Origin of the sequence: Streptomyces sp. NRRL F-525, from assembly GCF_000716605.1 — a bacterium.
Lineage (GTDB): Bacteria > Actinomycetota > Actinomycetes > Streptomycetales > Streptomycetaceae > Streptomyces.
Window position 1 is genome coordinate 1 of sequence record NZ_JNXE01000048.1, and the last position, 20,820, is coordinate 20,820.

The following is a 20,820-nucleotide window of genomic DNA, read 5'->3' on the forward strand; positions in this document are numbered from 1 at the left end:
CGGAGATGTGTATAAGAGACAGGGGTGACGGAGAGGGGGCGGGGTGGCTGGGGTGAGGGTGACGGAGAGGGGGCGAGGTTGGCTGGGGTGAGGGTGACGGGGTGAGCGGATCGGATGGCGAGGGTGAGCGCGGTGAGGGTCGGGCGGGCGCTGTCGCCGACTCGCTTCCTTCGGGTCCTGCCGGGGTGTGTCTCCGGCGAAGCCCCTTCCGACGGCGCCGAACTGCCTCGCACCACCCGGATCACCTGCACGGCATCGAGCCGGCGGCCCGCCTCGCGTCGCCCTCGCGCTTCTCGCCACCGCTCCGTCTCCAACGCCATCACCGAGGCATCCCGGCCCGTGCATACCTCCTCCCCCATGCAGCGGCCGCCCTGCCGGCACCGCCACCGAGACACCCCGCCCGCGATACCCCCCGCCGCTCCGGCTGGCCGCCACCCCCTTCCCCCGGGACACTGGACCCGTGCGCACAGTCAAAGCGACGGCCGCGGCCGTCTCCGTGGCCCTCGCGGCCGGTGTCGCCGGTGTTGCCGCCGGGCGGTATGCCAGTGACGCCGCGCTGAAGGCGCCGCCCGGGCGTCCCCTGCCGACCGAACCCCGGCTCACGGTGCACTCCACCGCCGCCGGGCAGATCGCGCTCACCCGGGACCTCGCCTCCCTGCGCCCCGGCACCTACGGCCTCGCAGGCGACGGCTCCCACGCGGTCGTCGGGCCTGTCGTCGAGACCGCGTCCACCTCGGCCGACGCCGTCGTACGCCGCCTCGAACGTGTCACCCACGGCACCCTCCGCCCCGGCGACAAGGTGTGGCTCACCCCGAACGTCCACGTCGGCAACCCGAGCGCCGCCCTCGGCCTGGACCACGCCGACATCGACATCCCCGGTGAACTCGGCTCCCTTCCCGCGTGGTTCGTGCCCGGAGCGCGCAGCACCTGGGTGATTGCGGTGCACGGACTGGCGGCGACCCGCGAACTCCCCCTGAACGTCATGGAGTTCCTGCACCGCAACAGCTTCCCGGTGCTCGCCCTCGCCTACCGCGGCGACCTGGGCGCACCCCGCAACCCCGACGGCCTGAACCACCTCGGCGAGACCGAGTGGCGCGACCTGGACGCGGCGATCCGCTACGCCGTGCGCTACGGCGCCGAGCACGTCGTCCTGTACGGCTGGTCCACCGGCGCCACCATGGCGCTGCGCGCCGCCGCCCACTCCGCGCTGCGCGACCGCGTCTCAGGCCTGGTGCTGGACTCCCCGGTGCTGGACTGGGAGACGACGCTGCGCGCCCTCGCCACCGCCCGCCACACCCCGGGCGCGCTGCTGCCGCTGGCGGTCCGCGCCGCCCAGGGCCGCACCGGTCTGCACGGCGACCGCATCGCCGAGGCCGCCGACCCGACCCGGCTCCGGGTCCCGACCCTGATCTTCCACGGTCCGGACGACACCGTGGCCCCCTGGACCCTCTCCCGCCGCTTCGCCGCGCACCGCCCCGACCTGATCACCCTCCAGCCGGTCGCCCACGCCCCGCACAGCGCGATGTGGAACGCCGACCCGGCCGGCTACGAGGAGATCCTGCGCCGCTTCCTGACGCCGCTGATGTGATCCCGCCTGCCGCCGGTGTGGTCCGCACCCCGCCGATGCCATTCGCTCACCGCCGATGTGATCCACCGGCCCGTACCGGACGCCCCTCTTCACCACCCCGGCCTTCCACCCCCGCCACACCCCGCCGACCTTCCGTTTAGCCCTGTACCACTGGCCTGATCCCGGTCCCCAGCTGCCCGCGGGACCCCGTGCCTTGGCCCTCCCCGTCGCCCGCCGTGACATTCCGTTTGGGTTTTCGGACCGTCAACCGGAAGACTGCACCCGTGACGTCCCGTATCCCGCGCGACTCCAGGCTTCGACTCGTCCGCCCGCGACCCCTGGCCGCCGCCCCCCGAGCGATGAACCAGCGGCGCTCGCGCCGCCCCGCACCCCGCCCTCCGGAGGGCACACCGGCCCCCGCGGAACTGGCCAGAATGGCTCGCTCCGGCCTGGCCGGAGCAGCCCGCGTCGCCCACTGGGCCGACGCCGCACTACGCCCCGGCCGTGACAGCGCGAGCCCCGACGGCAAGGGCACCCTCTCCGACGCGACCGCCGAACTCGCGGCCGAGGATCTGGGCCTGACCCCGGCTCAGGTCCGCGCCGACTGGGACACCGCCCGCCTCGCCGGCCTCGTCGAGGTGCACGGCGACGAGGCCCGCCCCGGCTGGCGGCTGCGCGCCTGGGACCGCGACGACAGCGCCGTACTGCGCGGCTGGGTCGCCCTCTTCGACGCCTGGTCGCTCGCCCACCCGGAACCCCGGGAGCACGAGCCCTCAGCCGTCGCCGAGGTCGTCTCGGCCATGCCCCAGGTGCTCTCCTTCCTCCAGCTGTCCGCCGGGCCCGTCCCCGTCGAACAGCTCCTCGACCTCCTCGGCCAACGGGTCACCGAACTGCGCACCGAGCGCTGCGAGATCCCCTACGGTCCCCAGCCCGAACCCGTCCAGCAGCCTCCGGCCGCCGACACCCTCGACACTCCCCTCGACCCCCTTCTCGACTGGGCCCTGCACGCCCTCGCCTCCGTCGGCGCCCTCACCTACGGCGATGCCCAGGCCACCCTCACCCCGCTCGGCAGCTGGGCGGTCTGGGTCAAGCTGGAGCAGATCTGCGTGGCCGCGCAGAGCCCCGCCGGGAACATCGAGCAGTCCGCCGAGGACATGCTCCGCGGCTGCTCCCAGCTCCGCCCGAACGCCGCCCGCGCCGAGTACCGCGCCTGGCTCGCCGCCCGCACCGTGGGCACCGCCGTCGGCCAGCTGATCGACGCAGCCCGCGGCGAGGACGCCCTGCTGCGCGGCCTCGCCTTCGAGGCGCTGCGCGTCGTAGGCGCCCCGGCAGAGCCCGACGTCCGCGCCGTCGCCGACGAGGCGACCCTGCGGCCGTACGCCCTGCTGTGGCTCGCGGAGCACGACGGGATCGACCCGGAGGACGCCCACGAGGTGCTCACCCGCGAAGAGGCCACCTGGTTGTGGGTCGACAGCGCCGCCGCCGTCGCCGACCACGGGGAGGCCCCGCTGCTGGTGCGGCACCTGGAGTCCGCGATCCAGCCGACCGTCCCGATGCTCCTCGACGAGGTGCGCGCCGTGGGTCATCCCCGCACCGTGCAGGTCCTCGTCGCGCTCGCCGCCGCCCACCCGGACCCGGCCCTCGCCAAGGCCGTACGCCGGGCGGCATTCCAGGTGCACACGGGGGGAAGCTAGGCGCGGTCAGGTCCCTGTCTTCGGTATCTCCGGCAGCTCCGGAGCGTACGTACCGAAGCTCCAGATGTTGCCCTCGGCGTCCCGGGCCATGTAGTCCCGCGAGCCGTACTCCTGGTCCGTCGGGGGCATCAGGATCTCCGCGCCGTGCTCCACGGCCCGCCGGTGATGGGCGTCGACGTCGTCCACGACGATGTACACACCGGTGGGACCCGCGCTCTTCATCGCCTCGTCGAAACGGCCGCCGTGGCCCTTCGAGCCGAGCATCACCGCGCCGTTGCCCTGCACCAGCTCCGCGTGCATGACCGAGCCGTCCTCGCCCTCGTACACCGCCAGCTCGGTGAAGCCGAAGGCCTCCGTGAGCTGCCGGATCGCCGCCTTCGCGTCCGCGTACAGCAGGGACGGGTAGATGCTCGGACGCCCGCTGTCCTTGTCTGCCATGCCGATCACTTCCTTGTGCATCGGGTGTTTGAGCCCGTCGGGTGTTCTGTGATGTACCCATCGGGTGTTTTTCGATGGTCTGAGCGCTTTCGACGAGTCTTGCACCCGCCACTGACAACGCCCCCCGAACCGGGCACAGCGGCCGCCGGCCACGGTCAGCGGAAGGTGTTGCACTGCGCCATGTCCCCGGTCCGGTAGCCCGTGTAGAACCACTGCTGCCGCTGCGCCGCCGACCCGTGCGTCCAGCTCTCCGGCGTCACCCGGCCCTGGAACCGCTCCTGGATCCGGTCGTCGCCCACGGCCGCCGCCGCGTCCAGTCCGTCGCGGATGTCGGCGTCCGTGAGGCTGGTGATCAACGGCCGCCCGGTCGACTCGTCCTTCGTGGTGGTCGCGTGGTGCGCCCAGACCCCGGCGTAGCAGTCGGCCTGCAGCTCCACCTTCACCGCGTTGCTATTCGCGCCGGTCCGCCCGTCCTGCGACCTGCCGAGCGTGCCCATCAGGTCCTGCACGTGGTGCCCGTACTCGTGCGCCACGACATACGCCTGCGCGAACGGCCCGCCGCTGGAGCCGAACTTCGTCCGCAGCTCGTCGAAGAACCCCAGGTCCAGATAGACCTTCCGGTCCCCGGGACAGTAGAACGGCCCCACCGCCGAGGTCGCCGTCCCGCACGCGGTGGCGACCTGCCCGCCGAAGAAAACGGTGGGCGACCGCGTGTACGTACCGCTGCGCCGCCGGAACTCCTGCGCCCAGAAGTCCTGCACGCTGTTGACCACCGCGACGATGCGGCAGTCCTCCTTGGTGTTCGCGTCCTGCCCGGTACGGCAGGTCGACTGCACCTGGGCCAGCGAGGACGCGGTCGCCGCCGGTGAGTCGCTGCCCGACGACAACCCCAGGTTGTCGGGACCGACACCGAAGAAGAGCCCGAGCAGCAGCGCGATCAGCCCCGCGAGGCCACCGCCCACGGTCGCCCGGCCACCGGGAATCCGGCTGCCGCGCACGTCCTGCACTTCGGAGGTGTCCAGATTCGCGTCGTCGTCGAACTGCATGGCGTCATCCTCGCCCGCCGTTCCCGGCGGGGCGCCGGACGAGGGGCCGAACGGGGGACGTCCTCCGACCCTGCCCGTCGAGCCACGCGCGCGTGTGCCGTGCTGAAGGGGATCGCGGAGGCACCGGTCGTCCTACCCAGCCTGCACACGCACGTGCAGTACGTCACGCGCGTGTGCCGCCCGTTCTCCAGGCACCGGCCCGGACCGCCCAGCTCATGGCTGTGGACGACCGGTACCGGATCACCCCGGGCCGCCCGCCCCAGGGCGATGACCCGCCGCGCACAGGAAAAGCGCTTGCATGTCCCCGTTAGACTTGGCCCATGGCCATTCTCCTCGCGCATTAGACGGCGGGAACGTCCTCAGCCGCCCCTTCCGCCTACGACCCCGCTCTGGAGTCTGACCGTGATCTCCGCCTCCGGTATCGAGCTGCGCGCCGGTGCCCGCGTCCTCATCGAGTCCGCCACCTTCCGTGTCGCCAAGGGCGACCGCATCGGTCTGGTCGGGCGCAACGGCGCCGGCAAGACCACCCTGACCAAGGTCCTGGCCGGCGAGGGCCAGCCCGCCGCCGGCACCGTCACCCGCTCCGGCGAGGTCGGCTACCTCCCGCAGGACCCCCGCACCGGCGACCTGGACGTGCTCGCCAGCGACCGCATCCTCTCCGCGCGCGGCCTGGACACCCTGATCCGCAAGATGCGCGAGAACGAGCAGCGCATCGCCAACGGCAGCGGCGCCACCCGCGACAAGGCCATGCGGCAGTACGAGCGCCAGGAGACGGAGTTCCTCACCAAGGGCGGCTACTCCGCCGAGGCCGAGGCCGCCACCATCGCCGCCGCGCTGAACCTCCCGGACCGCGTGCTCGGCCAGCCGCTCCATACGCTCTCCGGCGGTCAGCGCCGCCGTATCGAGCTGGCCCGCATCCTGTTCTCGGACGCGGACACGCTGCTCCTGGACGAGCCCACGAACCACCTCGACGCCGACTCGATCGTCTGGCTGCGCGACTACCTGAAGACGTACCGCGGCGGCTTCATCGTGATCTCCCACGACACCGACCTCGTCGAGACGGTCGTCAACAAGGTGTTCTATCTGGACGCCAACCGCTCCCAGATCGACTACTACAACATGGGCTGGAAGCTCTACCAGCAGCAGCGCGAGGCCGACGAGAAGCGCCGCAAGCGCGAGCGGCAGAACGCCGAGAAGAAGGCCGCTGCCCTGCACTCGCAGGCCGACAAGATGCGCGCCAAGGCCACCAAGACGGTCGCCGCGCAGAACATGGCCAAGCGCGCCGACCGCCTGCTCGCCGGGCTCGACGCGGTCCGAGTCTCCGACAAGGTCGCCAAGCTGCGCTTCCCGGAGCCCTCGCCCTGCGGCAAGACGCCGCTCATGGCGGAGGGCCTGTCGAAGTCGTACGGCTCCCTGGAGATCTTCACCGACGTCGATCTGGCCATCGACAAGGGTTCGCGCGTCGTCATCCTCGGCCTGAACGGCGCGGGCAAGACGACCCTCCTGAAGCTCCTCGGCGGTGCCGAGAAGCCGGACACCGGGGAGGTCATCGAGGGCCACGGCCTCAAGCTCGGCTACTACGCGCAGGAGCACGAGACCCTCGACCCGGAGCGCACGGTCCTGGAGAACATGCGCTCCGCCGCCCCCGACCTGGACCTGGTCGAGGTCCGCAAGACGCTCGGCTCGTTCCTGTTCTCCGGGGACGACGTCGACAAGCCGGCCGGGGTCCTCTCCGGCGGCGAGAAGACCCGCCTCGCGCTCGCCACCCTGGTCGTGTCGTCCGCGAACGTCCTCCTCCTGGATGAGCCGACGAACAACCTGGACCCCGCCAGCCGCGAGGAGATCCTCGGCGCACTGCGCACCTACAAGGGCGCCGTCGTTCTCGTCACCCACGACGAGGGCGCCGTGGAAGCGCTCCAGCCGGAGCGCATCATCCTGCTGCCGGACGGCGTCGAGGACCTGTGGGGCGCGGACTACGCGGATCTCGTCGCGCTCGCCTGACAGACGGCTGCCTGACGGTCAGCGCCGCGTGACCGAATGCTTGATCCACGGCGTATGGATCATTCGGCCTACCGGTGATCCACCATCTGTGTGAGATCTCCTCGTACCGAGGTGTGTCGTACACCGATTTCCCGGCCGAGCCCTTTATCGACAAGGGCTCGGCCGTCCTGCGTCTCTGACCAGGTACTTCACGGAACAACTCGTTCGGCCGTACGGACACACCCCTCAGGAATTCCACATTCCACTTGTGGGGACGCGCTCCTGTCGTCAAAACCTTGTCTTACGGACCTTGCCGAATGGGTGGCCATGAACGCTTGGAGGGGTGATCATGAGGAGACCAAGAGCGCACTTCCCATGAGGAGGCACGGGTGGCCGAGACTCTGAAGAAGGGCAGCCGGGTAACCGGCGCCGCGCGCGACAAGCTCGCGGCAGACCTGAAGAAGAAGTACGACTCCGGTGCGAGCATCCGAGCGCTGGCCGAGGAGACCGGCCGCTCGTATGGCTTCGTCCACCGGATGCTCAGTGAGTCGGGCGTCACGCTTCGTGGGCGTGGCGGGGCGACGCGGGGCAAGAAGGCTTCGGCCTGACCCCGGGTGGCTCATCGGCTTCGATGGTGGCCACCCGGTCGGACGACTGACCGACCGGGTGGTTACTGTGCAGTCACTTAGCTCTGCTCTGCTGACCGCACACATCGGAGGCGCCCCATGGCTTCGCCCGAACAGGACGACAAGGACCTCGGTCCCGTACTCGACAAGGACGGCGTACGGCTCACCGTCGACGACGCGATCGCCACGGTGACGCTGACCAACCCGGCCAAACGCAACGCTCAAAGTCCTGCTCTCTGGCGGGCGTTGGCGGAGGCCGGACGGTCGTTGCCGGGCTCCGTCCGTGTCGTGGTGCTGCGCGCCGAGGGCAAGTCCTTCTCGGCCGGACTCGACCGGCAGGCGTTCACGCCCGAGGGCTTCGACGGCGAACCGTCGTTCATCGACCTCGCGCACAGCAGTGACGCCGTGCTGGACGGGACCATCGCCGAGTACCAGGCGGGCTTCACCTGGTGGCGACGCAGCGACATCGTGTCCATCGCCGCCGTCCAGGGGCATGCCATCGGGGCCGGGTTCCAACTCGCCCTCGCCTGTGACCTGCGCGTCGTCGCCGACGATGTGCAGTTCGCCATGCGCGAGACCAGCCTCGGACTGGTGCCCGACCTGACCGGCACGCATCCCCTGGTGGGCCTCGTCGGCTACGCCCGCGCGCTGGAGATCTGCGCGACCGGGCGCTCCGTCCTGGCCGAGGAAGCCGTCAGCACCGGCCTCGCGAACATCGCCGTACCCGCCGACCAGCTCGAGGACGCCGTACGCGACCTGACCGGCGCGTTGCTGGCCGCCCCGCGCGACGCCGTCATCGAGACCAAGGCGCTGCTCCAGGGCGTCCAGGGCCGCGCCTACGACGACCAGCGCGCCGCCGAGCGTGCCGCCCAGGCGCGACGCCTGCGGGACCTGGCCGGCGTCGGCGAATAGGACCGTCAGCCCACCTCGCCGTCAGTCCACCTTGGTGACCAGTACGGCCACGGTCGGGTGACCGGGCAGCGCCTCGCCGACCCCCGCGCGGACCTCCCGGGCCACATCCAGGGCCCGGCGGTCCGCGCGCACCGCGAGCTCCACGCGCGCGTGCAGACGCGGCAGCGCCCCTTCGCCGGTGACCTCCTCGAGGTGCACCGCCCGGCCGAGCCCGCCCAGCGCACCGGTCAGCCGGGCCACTCCCGGGACGGCGAGCGCGGTCGCGGCGACCAGGGACTCGCTGTCGCCGCCGTCAACACGGTCAACATGGTCCACACGATCAATGTCATCAACATGGTCAATGTCGGCAGCGGGATCGTGATCCGCACCGTCCACACGGTCGACATCGTCAATGACATCAATGTCGTCAACGTCGTCCATATGGTCCAGCAGGACCGTCACCTGTAGATCAACCTCGTCCACCACCAGACCGAGCCGCTCCACCGCGGCCGTCGCCAGTGCCGTACGCAGCCGGGACGCCGCCTCCGGCAGGGGTTCGGTCGCCACGGCGGCGAAGTCGGCCGTGATCCGCAGCGGCCCGGGCGGCAGCGCACCCGGCGGAGGCGGTACGGCGGGCTCGTGTGTGTCCTCGGGATCGGCGAGCGCGATCCGCAGCGCCCCCAGTCGCACGCCCCGCACCTGATCCGCCGCGGCCCGCAGCACTCCCTCCGCCGCCCGCTCGGCGATCCACGCGCCGTCGCGCCGATCACCCAGGGGCAGCAGCCTGCCGAGCCGCAGTTGATGCCGTACCGCTCGCGTCCACGCGTCCGCCGTCATTCCTCCAGCCTGCCGCATGTCCAGCGCGGGACCGAGCAACCGCAACTACCGTGGTCGAAGGACGACGACCGAAAGGGATGTACGGCGATGACCGACATGACGGAGCGGAACCGGACACAGGACCCCGACGGTGAGCGGGAGTCCGTACAGACCCGCAAACCCCCCACCAAACGCGGCGGCGGCGACCCCGCGTCCCGGGGGCGGACGACCATCGCCGACGGCGTGGTGGAGAAGATCGCCGGGCTGGCCGCCCGGGACGTCCTGGGCGTGCACGCCATGGGCAGCGGGCTGTCCCGCACCTTCGGGGCCGTGCGCGACCGGGTGCCCGGCGGCACGAAGTCGGTGTCCCGGGGTGTGAAGGCCGAGGTCGGCGAGGTGCAGACCGCGCTCGACCTGGAGATCGTCGTCGACTACGGGGTGTCGATCGCGGATGTCGCCCGGGCCGTACGGGAGAACGTCATCGCGGCCGTGGAGCGGATGACCGGACTTGAGGTCGTCGAGGTCAACATCGCGGTCAGCGACGTGAAGCTGCCGGACGAAGAGGACGACGAACCGGAGCCCCGACTCCAGTGACCGAACCGGCGAACGAACCCATGAGCGGGCCGACGAACGAGCTGAGGAGCGCAGGATGAGCAGGGCCGTGGTCGGCATGATCGCCGGAATGGCACTGGGCTTCGCCGGATACTTCGGCGGGTTCGGGGCCTTCCTGCTGGTGGCGGCCCTGGGCGCCATCGGGTTCGTCGTCGGCCGGTTCCTGGAGGGGGACCTGGAACTCGGCGACTTCTTCCGCTCGCGCGACGACCGGCGGCGATGACCCGCGTGAGCGGCGGGGACGGCGCGGTCGACGAGCGCGGCAGACCCCTGGCCGTCATCGCGCCCGGTGAGCGGGGCGCCACCCGCATCGCCGACCGGGTCGTGGCGAAGATCGCCGCGCAGGCCGCGCGAGAGGCGCTCGGACCGCTGCACCCGGACGCCGCGTCGCCGCATGCCACCGTGGTCGTACACCACGACACGGTACGCGTGCGCGTGCACCTCGAACTCGACTATCCGTGCGACATCGGCGCGCGCTGTTTTCAGGTGCGTCGACAGGTGGTTCAGCGGGTACGCGCGTTGGTGGGCATGGAGGTGCCCGAGGTCGCCGTCCAAGTGGAACGGCTCCATCCGGCACATGGCGCGGCACAGGGGAGGACGCGATGAGCGAGCCCCAGGGCTCCGACGGCACGACCCAACGACTACCGGTCATCGAGAAGGAGACCGACCCCGGACCCGGCGGATACACCGCCGCGTCCGACTACGACCCCGTTCCCGTCGTCCACGACGGCGACGGCAAGGGCGGCCGCTTCTGGTCGGCGCGCCGCGTCCCCGCGGCCGTCGTCGCCGTCCTGCTGCTCGTCGGCGCCGGCGCCCTGCTTTACGACGTCACCGCCGTGCGCGCGGAGCGGCCCGCCGCGCACTGGCGCCGGGAACTGGCCCGGCAACTCGCCGAACGGCCCCTGGACGACACCTGGGTGCTCGTCGGCGCCGGTATCGCCGCCGCCCTCGGCCTCTGGCTGATCGTGCTCGCGGTGACACCCGGCCTGCGCCAGGTGCTGCCGATGCGCCGCACCCACGCGGACGTCCGGGCCGGCCTGCAGCGCGCCGCCGCCGCGATGGTGCTGCGCGACCGGGCCATGGAGGTCTCGGGCGTGCAGTCGGTCCGCGTGCGCACCAGCCGCACGAAAGCCGACGTCCGCGCGGTGTCGCATTTCCGTGAACTCGACGATGTACGGGCCGACTTGGACGCCGTCCTCGGCGACGCGATCACCGGGCTCGGACTCGCCCGGCCGCCCGCGCTGTCGGTACACGTCGGCCGCTCCGGCCGGAAGGGATGAGGCCGATGCTCAGGATCGTCAACCGCGCGGTGATCGGCGTCGTAGGCCTCGTCCTGCTCGTGCTGGGCGGCTCCGTCCTGGCCGTCGGCCTCGGCGTGAAGCCGCCCTCCTGGTGGATCTACGACGGGCGTCACGACGTCCTGCTGAGCGACGCCCGGCGGACCCGCTGGCGGGGCGACGGCTGGTGGTGGCCGACGGTCCTCGCCGTGCTCGCCGTCCTCGTCCTGCTCGCCCTGTGGTGGCTCGTCGCGGTGCTACGGCGCCGTCGGCTCACCGAGGTCGCCGTCAGCACCGGCGACGGCGAGGGTGCGTTGCTGCGGGGCCGGGCCCTGGAGGGCGTCCTCGCCACCGACGCCGGCTCCCTGGACGGCGTGGCCCACGCGCACGTGCGGCTCGCCGGCACCCGCACGGCACCCGAGGCCCGCGTCCAGCTCAGCCTGGAACCGCACGTGGACCCCGGAGTCGCCCTCGACCACCTGACGGCCAACGCCCTTGCCCACGCCCGCGATTCGGCGGGCCTGGAGACGCTGCCGACGGAGGTCCGCCTGACGGGAGTCAAGCACCGCGCGGAAAGGGTGAGTTGAGCGCCCCAAAGGGGCGCGGGGAACTGCGCGACCAGCCACAGACGGCCCGCAGCCATACGACTTCAGAACCCATGCCGCATCCCACCGTCGACAGGCACCATGATCCCCGTCAGATAGGACGCGGCCGGCGACAGCAGAAACGCCGCCACCCGCCCGAACTCGTCCGAAGTCCCGTACCGCCGCAACGGAATCCGCGACTCGTTGGCCGCACGCGTGGCCTCCGGGTCCGCGGACAACCCGTCCAGCTCGCGCACGCGGTCCGTGTCGATGCGGGCCGGAAGCAGCCCCACGACGCGGATGCCGCGCGGCCCCAGCTCGTCTGCGAGGGACTTGGCGAAACCGGCCAGACCGGGCCGCAGCGCGTTCGAGATCGTCAGCCCGGGGATCGGCTCGTGCACCGAACCGGACAACACGAACCCGATGACACCGCCCGCCTCCAGCTCCTCGGCCGCCGCACGGGCGAGCCGTACCGCGCCCAGGAACACCGACTCGAATGACGACTGCCACTGCTCGTCGGTGGTGTCGCCGACGAACCCGGGCGGCGGCCCGCCGACGCTCACGAGGATGCCGTCGAAGCCCCCGAAGTGCTCGCGCGCGGCGGCGATCAGCCGGACCGGCGCCTCCGCGTCGGCGTTGTCGACGGCCACGCCGACCGCGTTCGGCCCCAGCTCGGCCGCCGCGTCGGCGGCGCGCTTCTCGTCGCGCCCGGTGACGACCACCTTCGCGCCGTCGGCCAGCAGCTCGCGCGCGGTGGCGTTGCCCAGTCCGCGGGTGGCTCCGGTGACGACGTACACCCGGTCCTTCAGTCCAAGATCCATGGTCCCTATCCTGCCTCCTCGTCCCCGAACAGGGTGAGGGCGGTGTTCACCAGGCCGATGTGGCTGAACGCCTGCGGGAAGTTGCCCAGCAGCCGGCCGGCCACGGGGTCGTACTCCTCCGCGAGCAGCCCCACGTCGTTCGCGAGGCCCACCAGGCGCTCGAACAGCACCCGGGCCTCCTTCTTGCGGCCCGTCATCTGGAGCGCGTCCACGAGCCAGAAGGAGCACGCCAGGAAGGCGCCCTCGTCGCCGGGGAGTCCGTCGACGGGGGTGTCGGCGGCGGTGTCGTAGCGGCGTACGAAGCCGTCGTGGCCCAGGGCCTCGCGGACCGCGTCGACCGTGCCGACGACCCGCGGATCGTCGGGCGGGAGGAAACCGAAGCGGGGGATGAGCAGCAAGGCGGCGTCGAGTTCCTGCGAGCCGTAGTACTGCGTGAACGTGTTGCGCTCCGGGTCGTAGCCCTTCTCGCACACGTCCCGGTGCACCGCGTCGCGCAGTTCGCGCCAGCCTTCTAGGTCGCCGGGCAGGTCGGCGTACTCCTCCAGGGTGCGGACGGCGCGGTCGGCGGCCACCCAGACCATGACCTTGGAGTGCACGAAGTGCCGGCGTCCGCCGCGCACCTCCCACAGGCCCTCGTCCGGCTGCTGCCACTGCGCGCGCAGCCACTCCAGGAGGACGGCCTGGAGCGACCACATGTGCGGCTTGGGGGACAGGCCCGCGCGGCGGGCCAGCCACAGGGAGTCCAGCACCTCTCCGTAGACGTCGAGTTGGAGCTGGTTGACGGCGCCGTTGCCGATCCGGACGGGCGCCGACCCGCCGAAGCCGGAGAGGTGCGGCAGCTCGAATTCGGGGAGCCGTCGTTCGCCCGCCACGCCGTACATGATCTGCAGGTCCGCCGGGTCGCCCGCGACCGCGCGCAGCAGCCAGTCGCGCCAGGCCTCGGCCTCCTTGTGGTAGCCCGCGGCGACCAGGGCGCCCAGGGTGAGGCTGGAGTCGCGCAGCCAGCAGTAGCGGTAGTCCCAGTTGCGGACGCCGCCCATCTCCTCGGGGAGCGACGTGGTGGCCGCGGCGACGATGCCACCGGTCGGGCGGTAGGTGAGCGCCTTGAGGGTGATCAGGGAGCGTACGACCGCGTCCCTGTAGGGGCCGTCGTAGCGGCAGCGGGCCGCCCAGCGCCTCCAGTCCGCGACGCTGGTGTGCAGCGACTTGTACGGGTCCACGAGCGCCGGACGGGGCTCGTGCGAGGGATGCCAGGTGAGGACGAAGGCGACCTTCTCGCCGGCCTCGACGGTGAACTCCGAGAGGGTGCTGAAGTCCTCGCCCCAGGTGCGTACTTCGGGCTCGCTGCGCAGCCACACCGAGTCGGGACCGGCGACGGCCACCCGGTGCCCGTCGGACCTGCGCACCCACGGCACGACCGAGCCGTAGTCGAAGCGCAGGCGGAGCCTGCTGTGCACGGTGACCTTGCCGCTGACGCCCTCCACGATGCGTACGACGTCGGGGGCGCGGTGGCGCTGGGGCATCAGGTCGGTGACGCGGATCGTGCCCTCGTCGGTCTCCCACTCCGTGTCCAGGACCAGGGTGTCGGGGCGGTAGGCGCGGCGGGTGCAGCGGTCGGCGCCCTTGGGGGCGATGCGCCAGTGGCCGTTGTCCTCGTCGCCGAGCATTCTGGCGAAGCAGGCGGCCGAGTCGAAGCGCGGCAGGCACAGCCAGTCGACCGAGCCGTCCATGCCGACCAGGGCCGCGGTCTGTTCGTCGCCGATGAGGGCGTAGTCCTCGATACGTGGGTGCACGGGGTGCGGGTTCCCTGCCTGTCGGTGAGGCAATCAAGGTTCGGGGCCGGGCGGGTGAAGAAAGGCCCGGGTCACACGGTCGCGGGCTCGGCCTCCGCCGTCTCCTCCTGCTTCGCCGCGGCCTCCCGGCGGTCGCGGGCCTCGCGGCGGGCGAGGACTACGTAGCCGACGGGCACGGCCGCCGCGAACAGCCACCACTGGATCATGTACGCGTAGTTCAGCGGGGCGTCTTCCTTGCCCGGGTCGGAGATCTGCTCGGGCGTGTCGCCCTTCGGCTCCGGCGCGGTCTGCTCGACATAACCGCCGAGCACCGTGGCGTGCAGGCGCCGTGCCTGCTCCTCGCTGTTGATCAACATGATCTGCCGGTCGGGCAGGCCCTTGATGTCCTTGATGCCGCTCGCCGCGGTCGTCTCGTCGGCCATCAGACGCCCCGTGATGGTCGTTCTGCCGCTCGGCGGGGCGGGGATCTTCGGGAAGGCCGTCTGCACCCCGGTGGCCGGGATCCATCCACGGTTGATCAACACGACCTTGCCGTCCGTCAGCACGAACGGGGTGAGGACGTGGAAGCCGACCTCGTCGTCGTCATTGGTACGACGCCGGACGACGACTTCTTTAGAGGTCTCGAAGGTGCCGGTCGCGGTGACGGTGCGGTACTTCTCGGTACGGGTCACCGCGTGCCCCGGGGTGCTGATCGTCTCCACGGGGACCGGCTTCGCGTGCAGCGCGTTCGTGACCAACTGGTTCCGGGCGCTGCGCATCTCGTAGCGGTGCATCTGCCAGATGCCCAGCCTGATCATCGTGGGGATCAGGAGGAGGGTGATCAACGCGAGGATCACCCACTGCCGGGACATCAGGAAGCGGTACACCCCACGACCGTACAACTCGGTCGTGGGGCGCATTCAGGGGGGTACCGGAAGGGTACGGGCCGCGGCTTCCGGAAGGCCGGCGGCTCACACCTTGTCGATGATCCCCACCATCCCCTCCGCCCGCGCGCAGTGGCCCCCGCAGAACCAGCGCCCCTCGACCTCCACGCCCTGGCCGATGATCTGCACCCGGCAGTGCTCGCAGATCGGGGCCATGCGGTGGATCGCGCAGGAGAAGCAGTCGAAGACGTGCACCGCGCCCTGCGCGTGCACCTCGAAGCTCATGCCGTAGTCATTGCCGCACACTTCACATCTCGCCATGCGCCACAGGGTGGGCCGTCCACCCGGCACGGGCGAGCGCGCGCGGGGCGAGTCGTACGACAATCACCCGTCCGTACGGTCACCGGGGCGCCGTCAGTCCGCCGCCTCGACGTCCCGCAGCAGCTGGCCGAACGCGGCCTCGTCGACCACAGGCGTGCCGAACTGCTTGGCCTTGACCACCTTCGAGGTGCCCGAGTCAGGGTCGTTCGTGACGAGGAGGCTGGTCAGCCGGGACAGGCTCGTCGCGACGTGCAGGCCTGCCTCCACGGCCCGGTCCTCCAGCAGCTCGCGCTCGATGGACGTGTCCCCGGAGAACGCGATCCGCATCCCCTGCTTGAGCGGCCGGCCGTCCTCGAAGCGCCCCGGGTTGGGATAGGGGCACGCGGGCCGCTTGCGCGCGGGACGCCAACTGCCCGCCCCGAAGCCGCCGTAGCCCCCTGCCTGCTGGCCGATCCGGGGTGCGGGCTGGGCCCACTCGGTGAGCGGCCGGCACTCGTGCAGGGGCAGTCGTACGCCGCCCTGGGCCGCCGCCCGCAGGCTCGGCCGGAACGCCTCGGCGAGCACGCGCGCGTCGTCCAGCGCGTGGTGCGCGCGCTGCTGGACGACGCCGAAGTGCGCTGCCAGGGACTCCAGTTTGTGGTTGGGCAGCGGCAGGCTCAGCTCCTTGGAGAGCGCGATGGTGCACAGGCGCTGACGGACCGGCGGCTCGATCTCCACGCGCGCGTACTCCCGCGCGATCATCTGCCAGTCGAAGACCGCGTTGTGCGCGACCAGCACCCGGCCCTCCAGGCGGGTCGCGAACTCCTCGGCGATGTCCTTGAAGAGGGGCGCGCCCTCCAGGACGTCACTCGTCAGACCGTGGATCCACACGGGGCCGGGATCGCGCTCCGGGTTGACCATCGTGTACCAGTGGTCCTCGACCTCGCCGAGGGCGTCCAGACGGTAGACGGCCGCGGAGATTATCCGGTCGTCCCGGGCCAGGCCGGTGGTCTCCACGTCAACTACCGCGTACCCCTGGGGATATGCGGCCGGCCACGGAGTGGCTGCGGACACTGTCGGCGAGTGGTCTTCGAGCATGGTCACTGAGGATACGGGCCGCCACTGACAGTCCTGTCCCTCAGGTCGCCCGCCCCGCCCGCCCGTTCGGGTCCGCCGAATGCACGTGCGCGTGGCTATGGACCTTTTGCCCGCCCGGTGCGACCGTGCTGCCCGCCTGACGGATGACGGCCTACGAAGGGCGGTACGGCGTATGGCACGCGTACGGTACGGCGCACGGACCGAGGCGGAGATCGCCGCCGCACGCACGGCGAGCTCCAGGCTCCCCGACATCTGGTCCACCGGTGTGGTGGCGGTCTGGGAGAGCGACCCGGACGCGGTCGCGGCGGTCCTGCCGCCGCCCCTCAAGCCCACCGGGCGGCCCCTGGTCCGGGTGAACATCAGCAAGGTCGAACTGACCGGATACCCCCTGGGCGCGGGCTCGTTGGCGGTCGCCGCCGCGCACGACGGCGTCGAGGGCTGGTACCCCCTGGTGATGCCGATGACCCACGAACGGGCCCTCATCGGCGGCCGCGAGGTCTTCGGGGAGCCCAAGAAACTCGGCGAGGTGACCGTCGAGCGCGTGGGCCTCGTCGTGCACGCGTCCCTCGCCCGGCACGGCATCGCCTTCGTCGAGGTCCGCGGCGCGATCAGCGAGGAACTGCCCCTCCTCGGACCGACGCAGAAGACCGACTTCTACTTCAAGTTCCTTCCCGCGGTGGACGGTTCGGGCTTCGACGCCGACCCCGTGCTCGTGCACTGCGTGCGCAACGAGAAGGTCCGCCGACTGGAACGCGTCACCGGGGACGTCGTCCTGCGCGAGTCCATGTACGACCCGGTAGCCGACCTCCCTGTACGCACCCTGGTGGACATCACCATCGGCGAGAAGACCAGCGACCAGCGCGGCAAGGTCGTCGAACGGGTCGACGCGCAAGCCCTGTTGCCGTACATCCACCAGCGCTACGACGACCCGCTCCAGATCCACGACGGGCCCCCTGAGGGGAGCGTCTGATGGAGCTGACGGAGGGTCAGGTCGCCGTCGTCACCGGGGCGGCGAGCGGGATCGGGCTCGCGATGGCACGGCGGTTCGCAGCCGACGGGCTCAAGGTGGTCCTCGCCGACGTCGAACAGGGCGCCCTCGACAAGGCCGCCGCCGACCTGCGCGCCGACGGTGCCGACGTGCACGCGTGCGTAGTTGACGTCGGCGTACGCCAACAGGTCCTGGATCTCGCCGAGTCGGCCTACGACACGTACGGCGCCGTCCACGTGCTGTGCAACAACGCCGGGGTCGGCTCCGGCGCCGAGGGCCGGATGTGGGAGCACGAACCCAACGACTGGCAGTGGGCGTTCGCCGTCAACGTGTGGGGCGTCTTCCACGGCATCCAGGCGTTCGTCCCAAGGATGATCAAGTCCGGTCAACCCGGTCATGTCGTCAACACGTCCTCCGGGGACGGCGGTATCGCCCCGCTGCCCACCGCCTCCGTGTACGCCGTCACCAAGGCGGCCGTCGTGACGATGACCGAGTCCCTGTACGCCCACTTGAAGGCGGAGCACGCGCGCGTGGGCGCCTCGGTGCTGTTCCCGGGGCCGCACATGCTGCGCACGGGGTTGTGGGAGTCGCACCGCAACCGGCCCGACCGGTACGCGAAGGAGCGCCCCCGTAGAACGCCGTACCGCAGTCTCGACCAGTGGGAGACCGCGATGAAGGCGGCGGGCAAGGAGGTCGCCTTCACGCCGGTGGAAGAGGTCGCCGACCTCGTCGTGGACGGCATCCGCGCGGACCGCTTCTGGCTGCTGCCGGAGAGCGAGCACAGTGACGCGCAGATCCGGGCACGGGCTGACTCGATGCTCGACCGGGCGAACCCGTCGTACCTAGAGAGCTTCATCCTGGACTGAGGGGGCTGTTGTGACCGACCAGGAGCCGTACCTGATCATCTCCTCCGACTGCCACGCCGGGCTGCCCACCGAGGAGTACCGGCCCTATCTGGACGCCCGGTTCCACCGGGACTTCGACGAGTTCCTCGCCGGACGCGACCGGCGCCGCGAGGAGATGACCCGGCTCGGCATCCGTAACGAGGCGTTCGCGGCGAAGTGGTTCCAGGACAACGAGGAGGGCCTGCGCGGGGGTTGGGACACCGCGCAGCGCCTCAAGGAGCTGGACGGGGACGGGGTGGCCGCCGAGGTGGTCTTCCCGGACGCGGATGCCGTGGACAGCCAGACGGCCGCGCCCTTCGGAGTCGGCCTTGGTCTCTCCGGGGACCAGGACCCGGAGTTGGGCATGGCGGGCGCCCAGGCCCACAACCGCTGGCTCGCCGACTTCGTCTCCGAGAACCCCGAACGGCATTGCGGAGTCGCCCTGTTGCCCGTGACGGCTCCTACGGAGAAGGTCGTCGCGGAGATCCACCGCGCCAAGGAGTCGGGCCTCGGCGCCCTGATGATCCCCTCCATGTGGGTCGACAAGGAGCCCTACCACGACCGGCGTTACGACCCCGTGTGGGCGGCCGCCGCCGAGTGCGGAATGCCCGTGCTTACGCACTCCGGGGCGGCCCCTCGCCACGAGTACGGCGACCATCTGGGCATCTATGTGAGCGAGGTGACCTGGTGGCCCGCCCGGCCGCTCTGGTTCCTGCTCTGGTCCGGGGTCTTCGAACGTCACCCGGGTCTCAAGTTCGGTGTGGCGGAGTCGGGTTGCTGGTGGCTGCCGAACCAGCTGTGGTTCATGGACCGCCTCTACCTGGGTGCCCACGGCGGCAAGAAGCTGTCGCCGTTCGCGGAGTTGAAGCGGCCGCCGAGCGAGTACCTCGACCGGCAGGTCTTCATCTGCGCCACCAACACCAAGCGCCGTGAACTGGCCCAGCGCTACGAGATCGGCGTCGACAACATCCTCTGGGGCAGCGACTTCCCGCACCCCGAGGGCACGTGGCCCGACACGCGCGCGTGGCTGAAGCGCACCTTCCACGACATCCCGGTGGACGAGACCCGCCGCATGCTGGGCCTGGCGGCGGCGGACGCGTTCGGCTTCGACGTGGCGGCCCTGGAGCCCCTGGCCCGCCGGATCGGCCCGACCCCCGCCGAACTCGGCCAGCAGGACGACCAGGAGGCCGTGACGGCGTCCTGGGCGCGCTCGCGTGAGGTGGGGCGGCACTGGCTGACCAACCACGACTTCCCGGTCCTGGGGGCGACGCCATGAGCTCCATGAAGGCCACGAGTGAGGACCGGTACACGGTCATCTCCGCGGACTGCCACGCGGGCGCCGATCTCCTGGACTACCGGCCCTACTTGGAGCAGCGGTACCACGACGAGTTCGACGCGTGGGCGGCCACGTACGTCAACCCGTACGAGGACCTGGTCGCCGACACGGCCGACAAGAACTGGAACTCCGGGCGGCGGATCGCGGAGCTGGAGGAGGACGGGATCGTCGCGGAGGTCGTCTTCCCGAACACCATCCCGCCGTTCTTCCCGTCCGGCTCCCTGATGGCCCCCGCGCCCACGGCCGAGGAGTTCCGGCGCCGCTGGGCCGGCCTGCGCACCCACAACCGCTGGCTGGCGGACTTCTGCGCGGCCGCGCCGGGCCGGCGGGCGGGTGTCTTCCAGATCCTCCTCAACGACGTCCAGGAGGCCGTCCAGGAGATCCGGTGGGCGGTCGGGGCGGGCCTCCGGGGCGGGTTGCTGCTGCCCGGCACCCCGCCGGGCTCGGGGCTGCCCGAGCTGTACTCGGCGACGTACGACCCGATCTGGGCCGTGTGCGCGGAACTCGGCGTGCCCGTCAACCACCACGCGGGCTCGGCCTCCCCGCCCCTGGGCGACGAACCGGCCGCCCGCGCGGTGTACATGGTCGAGACGACCTGGTTCTCGCACCGCGCCCTGTGGCACCTGATCTTCGGCGGCGCGTTCCGCCGTCACCCGGACCTGAGACTGGTCCTCACCGAGCAGGGCTCCGGCTGGATACCCGGGGTGCTCGACATGCTGGACTACTACCACGGGCGCCTGGTCGCGGCGGCCACGAAGGCATCGACCGCGGAGTCCAAGTTCGGCGCGGGGCTCGCCACTTCGATGGGCAAGGGTCCCTCGGAGGTATGGCGCGACAACTGCTTCGTGGGCGCCAGTTTCATGCGCCCCCACGAGGTGCCCCTGCGCGAGCGCATCGGCATCGAGAAGATCATGTGGGGGAGCGACTACCCGCACGACGAGGGGACGTACCCGTACTCCAGGGAGGGCCTCCGCTTCGCCTTCGCGCGCGTGCCGCGCGACGAGGTCGCCGCCATGCTCGGCGGCAACGCGGCTCGCGTCTACGGCTTCGACCTCGACACCCTGGACCCGATCGCGGCGAAGGTAGGTCCCCTGGTGAGCGAGATCGCGGAGCCCCTCGCCGAACCGCCGGCGGGCGCGACGAGCCCGGTGTTCGCACGGGGAGCGTCGGTACGGGTGTGGTGAGGGCGGGGGTGCGATCCTTCGC

General features: G+C 71.4%; 22 protein-coding genes. 14 read left to right on the forward strand and 8 right to left on the reverse strand.

Features of this window, described 5'->3' with window-relative positions:
• The first annotated feature begins 460 nt into the window (after positions 1–460).
• Both OO69_RS42710 and OO69_RS42715 read left to right on the forward strand, forming a co-directional pair.
• Positions 461–1,588 carry an alpha/beta hydrolase family protein gene (locus OO69_RS42710; protein WP_033286374.1) on the forward strand — a complete coding sequence of 376 codons (1,128 nt, stop codon included), beginning with the start codon at positions 461–463 and terminating at the stop codon, positions 1,586–1,588.
• 263 nt (positions 1,589–1,851) lie between these two features.
• The gene (locus OO69_RS42715; RefSeq protein WP_078652825.1) at positions 1,852–3,261 is read left to right on the forward strand and encodes a hypothetical protein; all 1,410 of its coding nucleotides are present in this window, start codon (positions 1,852–1,854) and stop codon (positions 3,259–3,261) included.
• Between the two features lie 6 nt (positions 3,262–3,267).
• On the opposite strand, the gene OO69_RS42720 is transcribed toward OO69_RS42715, so the two are convergent.
• Together OO69_RS42720 and OO69_RS42725 are read right to left on the reverse strand one after the other, a co-directional pair.
• Entirely contained in the window at positions 3,268–3,699 is a 432-nt protein-coding gene (locus OO69_RS42720) for a VOC family protein (RefSeq protein WP_033286376.1), read from the reverse strand.
• A gap of 155 nt (positions 3,700–3,854) precedes the next feature.
• Positions 3,855–4,745, reverse strand: coding sequence for a neutral zinc metallopeptidase (locus OO69_RS42725; protein WP_033286377.1), 891 nt, complete (start codon positions 4,743–4,745; stop codon positions 3,855–3,857).
• Between the two features lie 402 nt (positions 4,746–5,147).
• On the opposite strand from OO69_RS42725, the gene OO69_RS42730 reads away from it, so the two are divergent.
• The 3 genes from OO69_RS42730 (at position 5,148) to OO69_RS42740 (ending at position 8,263) form a co-directional block, all read left to right on the forward strand.
• Positions 5,148–6,746 (forward strand): ABC-F family ATP-binding cassette domain-containing protein, encoded by a 1,599-nt coding sequence (locus OO69_RS42730; RefSeq protein WP_033286378.1) that lies wholly within the window; start codon positions 5,148–5,150, stop codon positions 6,744–6,746.
• Positions 6,747–7,114: 368 nt separating this feature from the next.
• Positions 7,115–7,333, forward strand: a complete 219-nt coding sequence (locus OO69_RS42735) for a helix-turn-helix domain-containing protein (RefSeq protein ID WP_019060653.1) — start codon at positions 7,115–7,117, stop codon at positions 7,331–7,333.
• Positions 7,334–7,450: 117 nt separating this feature from the next.
• A complete protein-coding gene (locus OO69_RS42740) occupies positions 7,451–8,263 on the forward strand; it encodes an enoyl-CoA hydratase/isomerase family protein (protein ID WP_033286379.1) in 813 nt (270 codons plus the stop codon).
• Between the two features lie 21 nt (positions 8,264–8,284).
• Here OO69_RS42740 and OO69_RS42745 read toward each other — a convergent pair whose 3' ends face one another.
• Positions 8,285–9,079 (reverse strand): hypothetical protein, encoded by a 795-nt coding sequence (locus tag OO69_RS42745; protein ID WP_033286380.1) that lies wholly within the window; start codon positions 9,077–9,079, stop codon positions 8,285–8,287.
• Between the two features lie 87 nt (positions 9,080–9,166).
• Here OO69_RS42745 and OO69_RS42750 point away from each other — a divergent pair, with 87 nt between their 5' ends.
• From OO69_RS42750 to amaP, 5 genes are read left to right on the forward strand one after another with little or no spacing between them, the layout of a single operon-like run.
• Positions 9,167–9,652: an Asp23/Gls24 family envelope stress response protein gene (locus tag OO69_RS42750; RefSeq protein ID WP_033286381.1), complete on the forward strand. Its 486-nt coding sequence runs from the start codon at positions 9,167–9,169 to the stop codon at positions 9,650–9,652.
• A gap of 55 nt (positions 9,653–9,707) precedes the next feature.
• Positions 9,708–9,893 (forward strand): hypothetical protein, encoded by a 186-nt coding sequence (locus OO69_RS42755; RefSeq protein ID WP_019060657.1) that lies wholly within the window; start codon positions 9,708–9,710, stop codon positions 9,891–9,893.
• On the forward strand, positions 9,890–10,276 hold the full coding sequence (locus tag OO69_RS42760) for an Asp23/Gls24 family envelope stress response protein (RefSeq protein ID WP_033286382.1): 387 nt from the start codon (positions 9,890–9,892) through the stop codon (positions 10,274–10,276). Before OO69_RS42755 ends, OO69_RS42760 begins: the two co-directional genes overlap by 4 nt.
• The gene (locus tag OO69_RS42765; RefSeq protein ID WP_033286383.1) at positions 10,273–10,950 is read left to right on the forward strand and encodes a DUF6286 domain-containing protein; all 678 of its coding nucleotides are present in this window, start codon (positions 10,273–10,275) and stop codon (positions 10,948–10,950) included. Before OO69_RS42760 ends, OO69_RS42765 begins: the two co-directional genes overlap by 4 nt.
• 5 nt (positions 10,951–10,955) lie before the next feature.
• Positions 10,956–11,534, forward strand: coding sequence for an alkaline shock response membrane anchor protein AmaP (gene amaP, locus OO69_RS42770; RefSeq protein WP_033286384.1), 579 nt, complete (start codon positions 10,956–10,958; stop codon positions 11,532–11,534).
• Positions 11,535–11,596: 62 nt separating this feature from the next.
• Here amaP and OO69_RS42775 read toward each other — a convergent pair whose 3' ends face one another.
• From OO69_RS42775 to OO69_RS42795, 5 genes are all read right to left on the reverse strand, one after another.
• Entirely contained in the window at positions 11,597–12,352 is a 756-nt protein-coding gene (locus tag OO69_RS42775) for an SDR family oxidoreductase (protein WP_033286385.1), read from the reverse strand.
• Positions 12,353–12,357: 5 nt separating this feature from the next.
• A complete protein-coding gene (locus OO69_RS42780) occupies positions 12,358–14,145 on the reverse strand; it encodes a glycoside hydrolase family 15 protein (RefSeq protein WP_033286386.1) in 1,788 nt (595 codons plus the stop codon).
• A 71-nt stretch (positions 14,146–14,216) separates the two neighbouring features.
• Positions 14,217–15,011, reverse strand: coding sequence for an SURF1 family protein (locus OO69_RS42785; RefSeq protein ID WP_324604584.1), 795 nt, complete (start codon positions 15,009–15,011; stop codon positions 14,217–14,219).
• Positions 15,012–15,095: 84 nt separating this feature from the next.
• Positions 15,096–15,329: a hypothetical protein gene (locus tag OO69_RS42790; protein ID WP_033286388.1), complete on the reverse strand. Its 234-nt coding sequence runs from the start codon at positions 15,327–15,329 to the stop codon at positions 15,096–15,098.
• 93 nt (positions 15,330–15,422) lie between these two features.
• Positions 15,423–16,406: a DEDDh family exonuclease gene (locus OO69_RS42795; protein WP_033286389.1), complete on the reverse strand. Its 984-nt coding sequence runs from the start codon at positions 16,404–16,406 to the stop codon at positions 15,423–15,425.
• Positions 16,407–16,578: 172 nt separating this feature from the next.
• On the opposite strand from OO69_RS42795, the gene OO69_RS42800 reads away from it, so the two are divergent.
• From OO69_RS42800 to OO69_RS42815, 4 genes are read left to right on the forward strand one after another with little or no spacing between them, the layout of a single operon-like run.
• Positions 16,579–17,376: an acetoacetate decarboxylase family protein gene (locus OO69_RS42800; RefSeq protein WP_033286390.1), complete on the forward strand. Its 798-nt coding sequence runs from the start codon at positions 16,579–16,581 to the stop codon at positions 17,374–17,376.
• Entirely contained in the window at positions 17,376–18,260 is an 885-nt protein-coding gene (locus OO69_RS42805; protein WP_033286391.1) for an SDR family NAD(P)-dependent oxidoreductase, read from the forward strand. Before OO69_RS42800 ends, OO69_RS42805 begins: the two co-directional genes overlap by 1 nt.
• A 10-nt stretch (positions 18,261–18,270) precedes the next feature.
• A complete protein-coding gene (locus tag OO69_RS42810; RefSeq protein WP_033286392.1) occupies positions 18,271–19,554 on the forward strand; it encodes an amidohydrolase family protein in 1,284 nt (427 codons plus the stop codon).
• Positions 19,551–20,798 (forward strand): amidohydrolase family protein, encoded by a 1,248-nt coding sequence (locus OO69_RS42815; RefSeq protein ID WP_033286393.1) that lies wholly within the window; start codon positions 19,551–19,553, stop codon positions 20,796–20,798. Before OO69_RS42810 ends, OO69_RS42815 begins: the two co-directional genes overlap by 4 nt.
• Positions 20,799–20,820 lie beyond the last annotated feature (22 nt).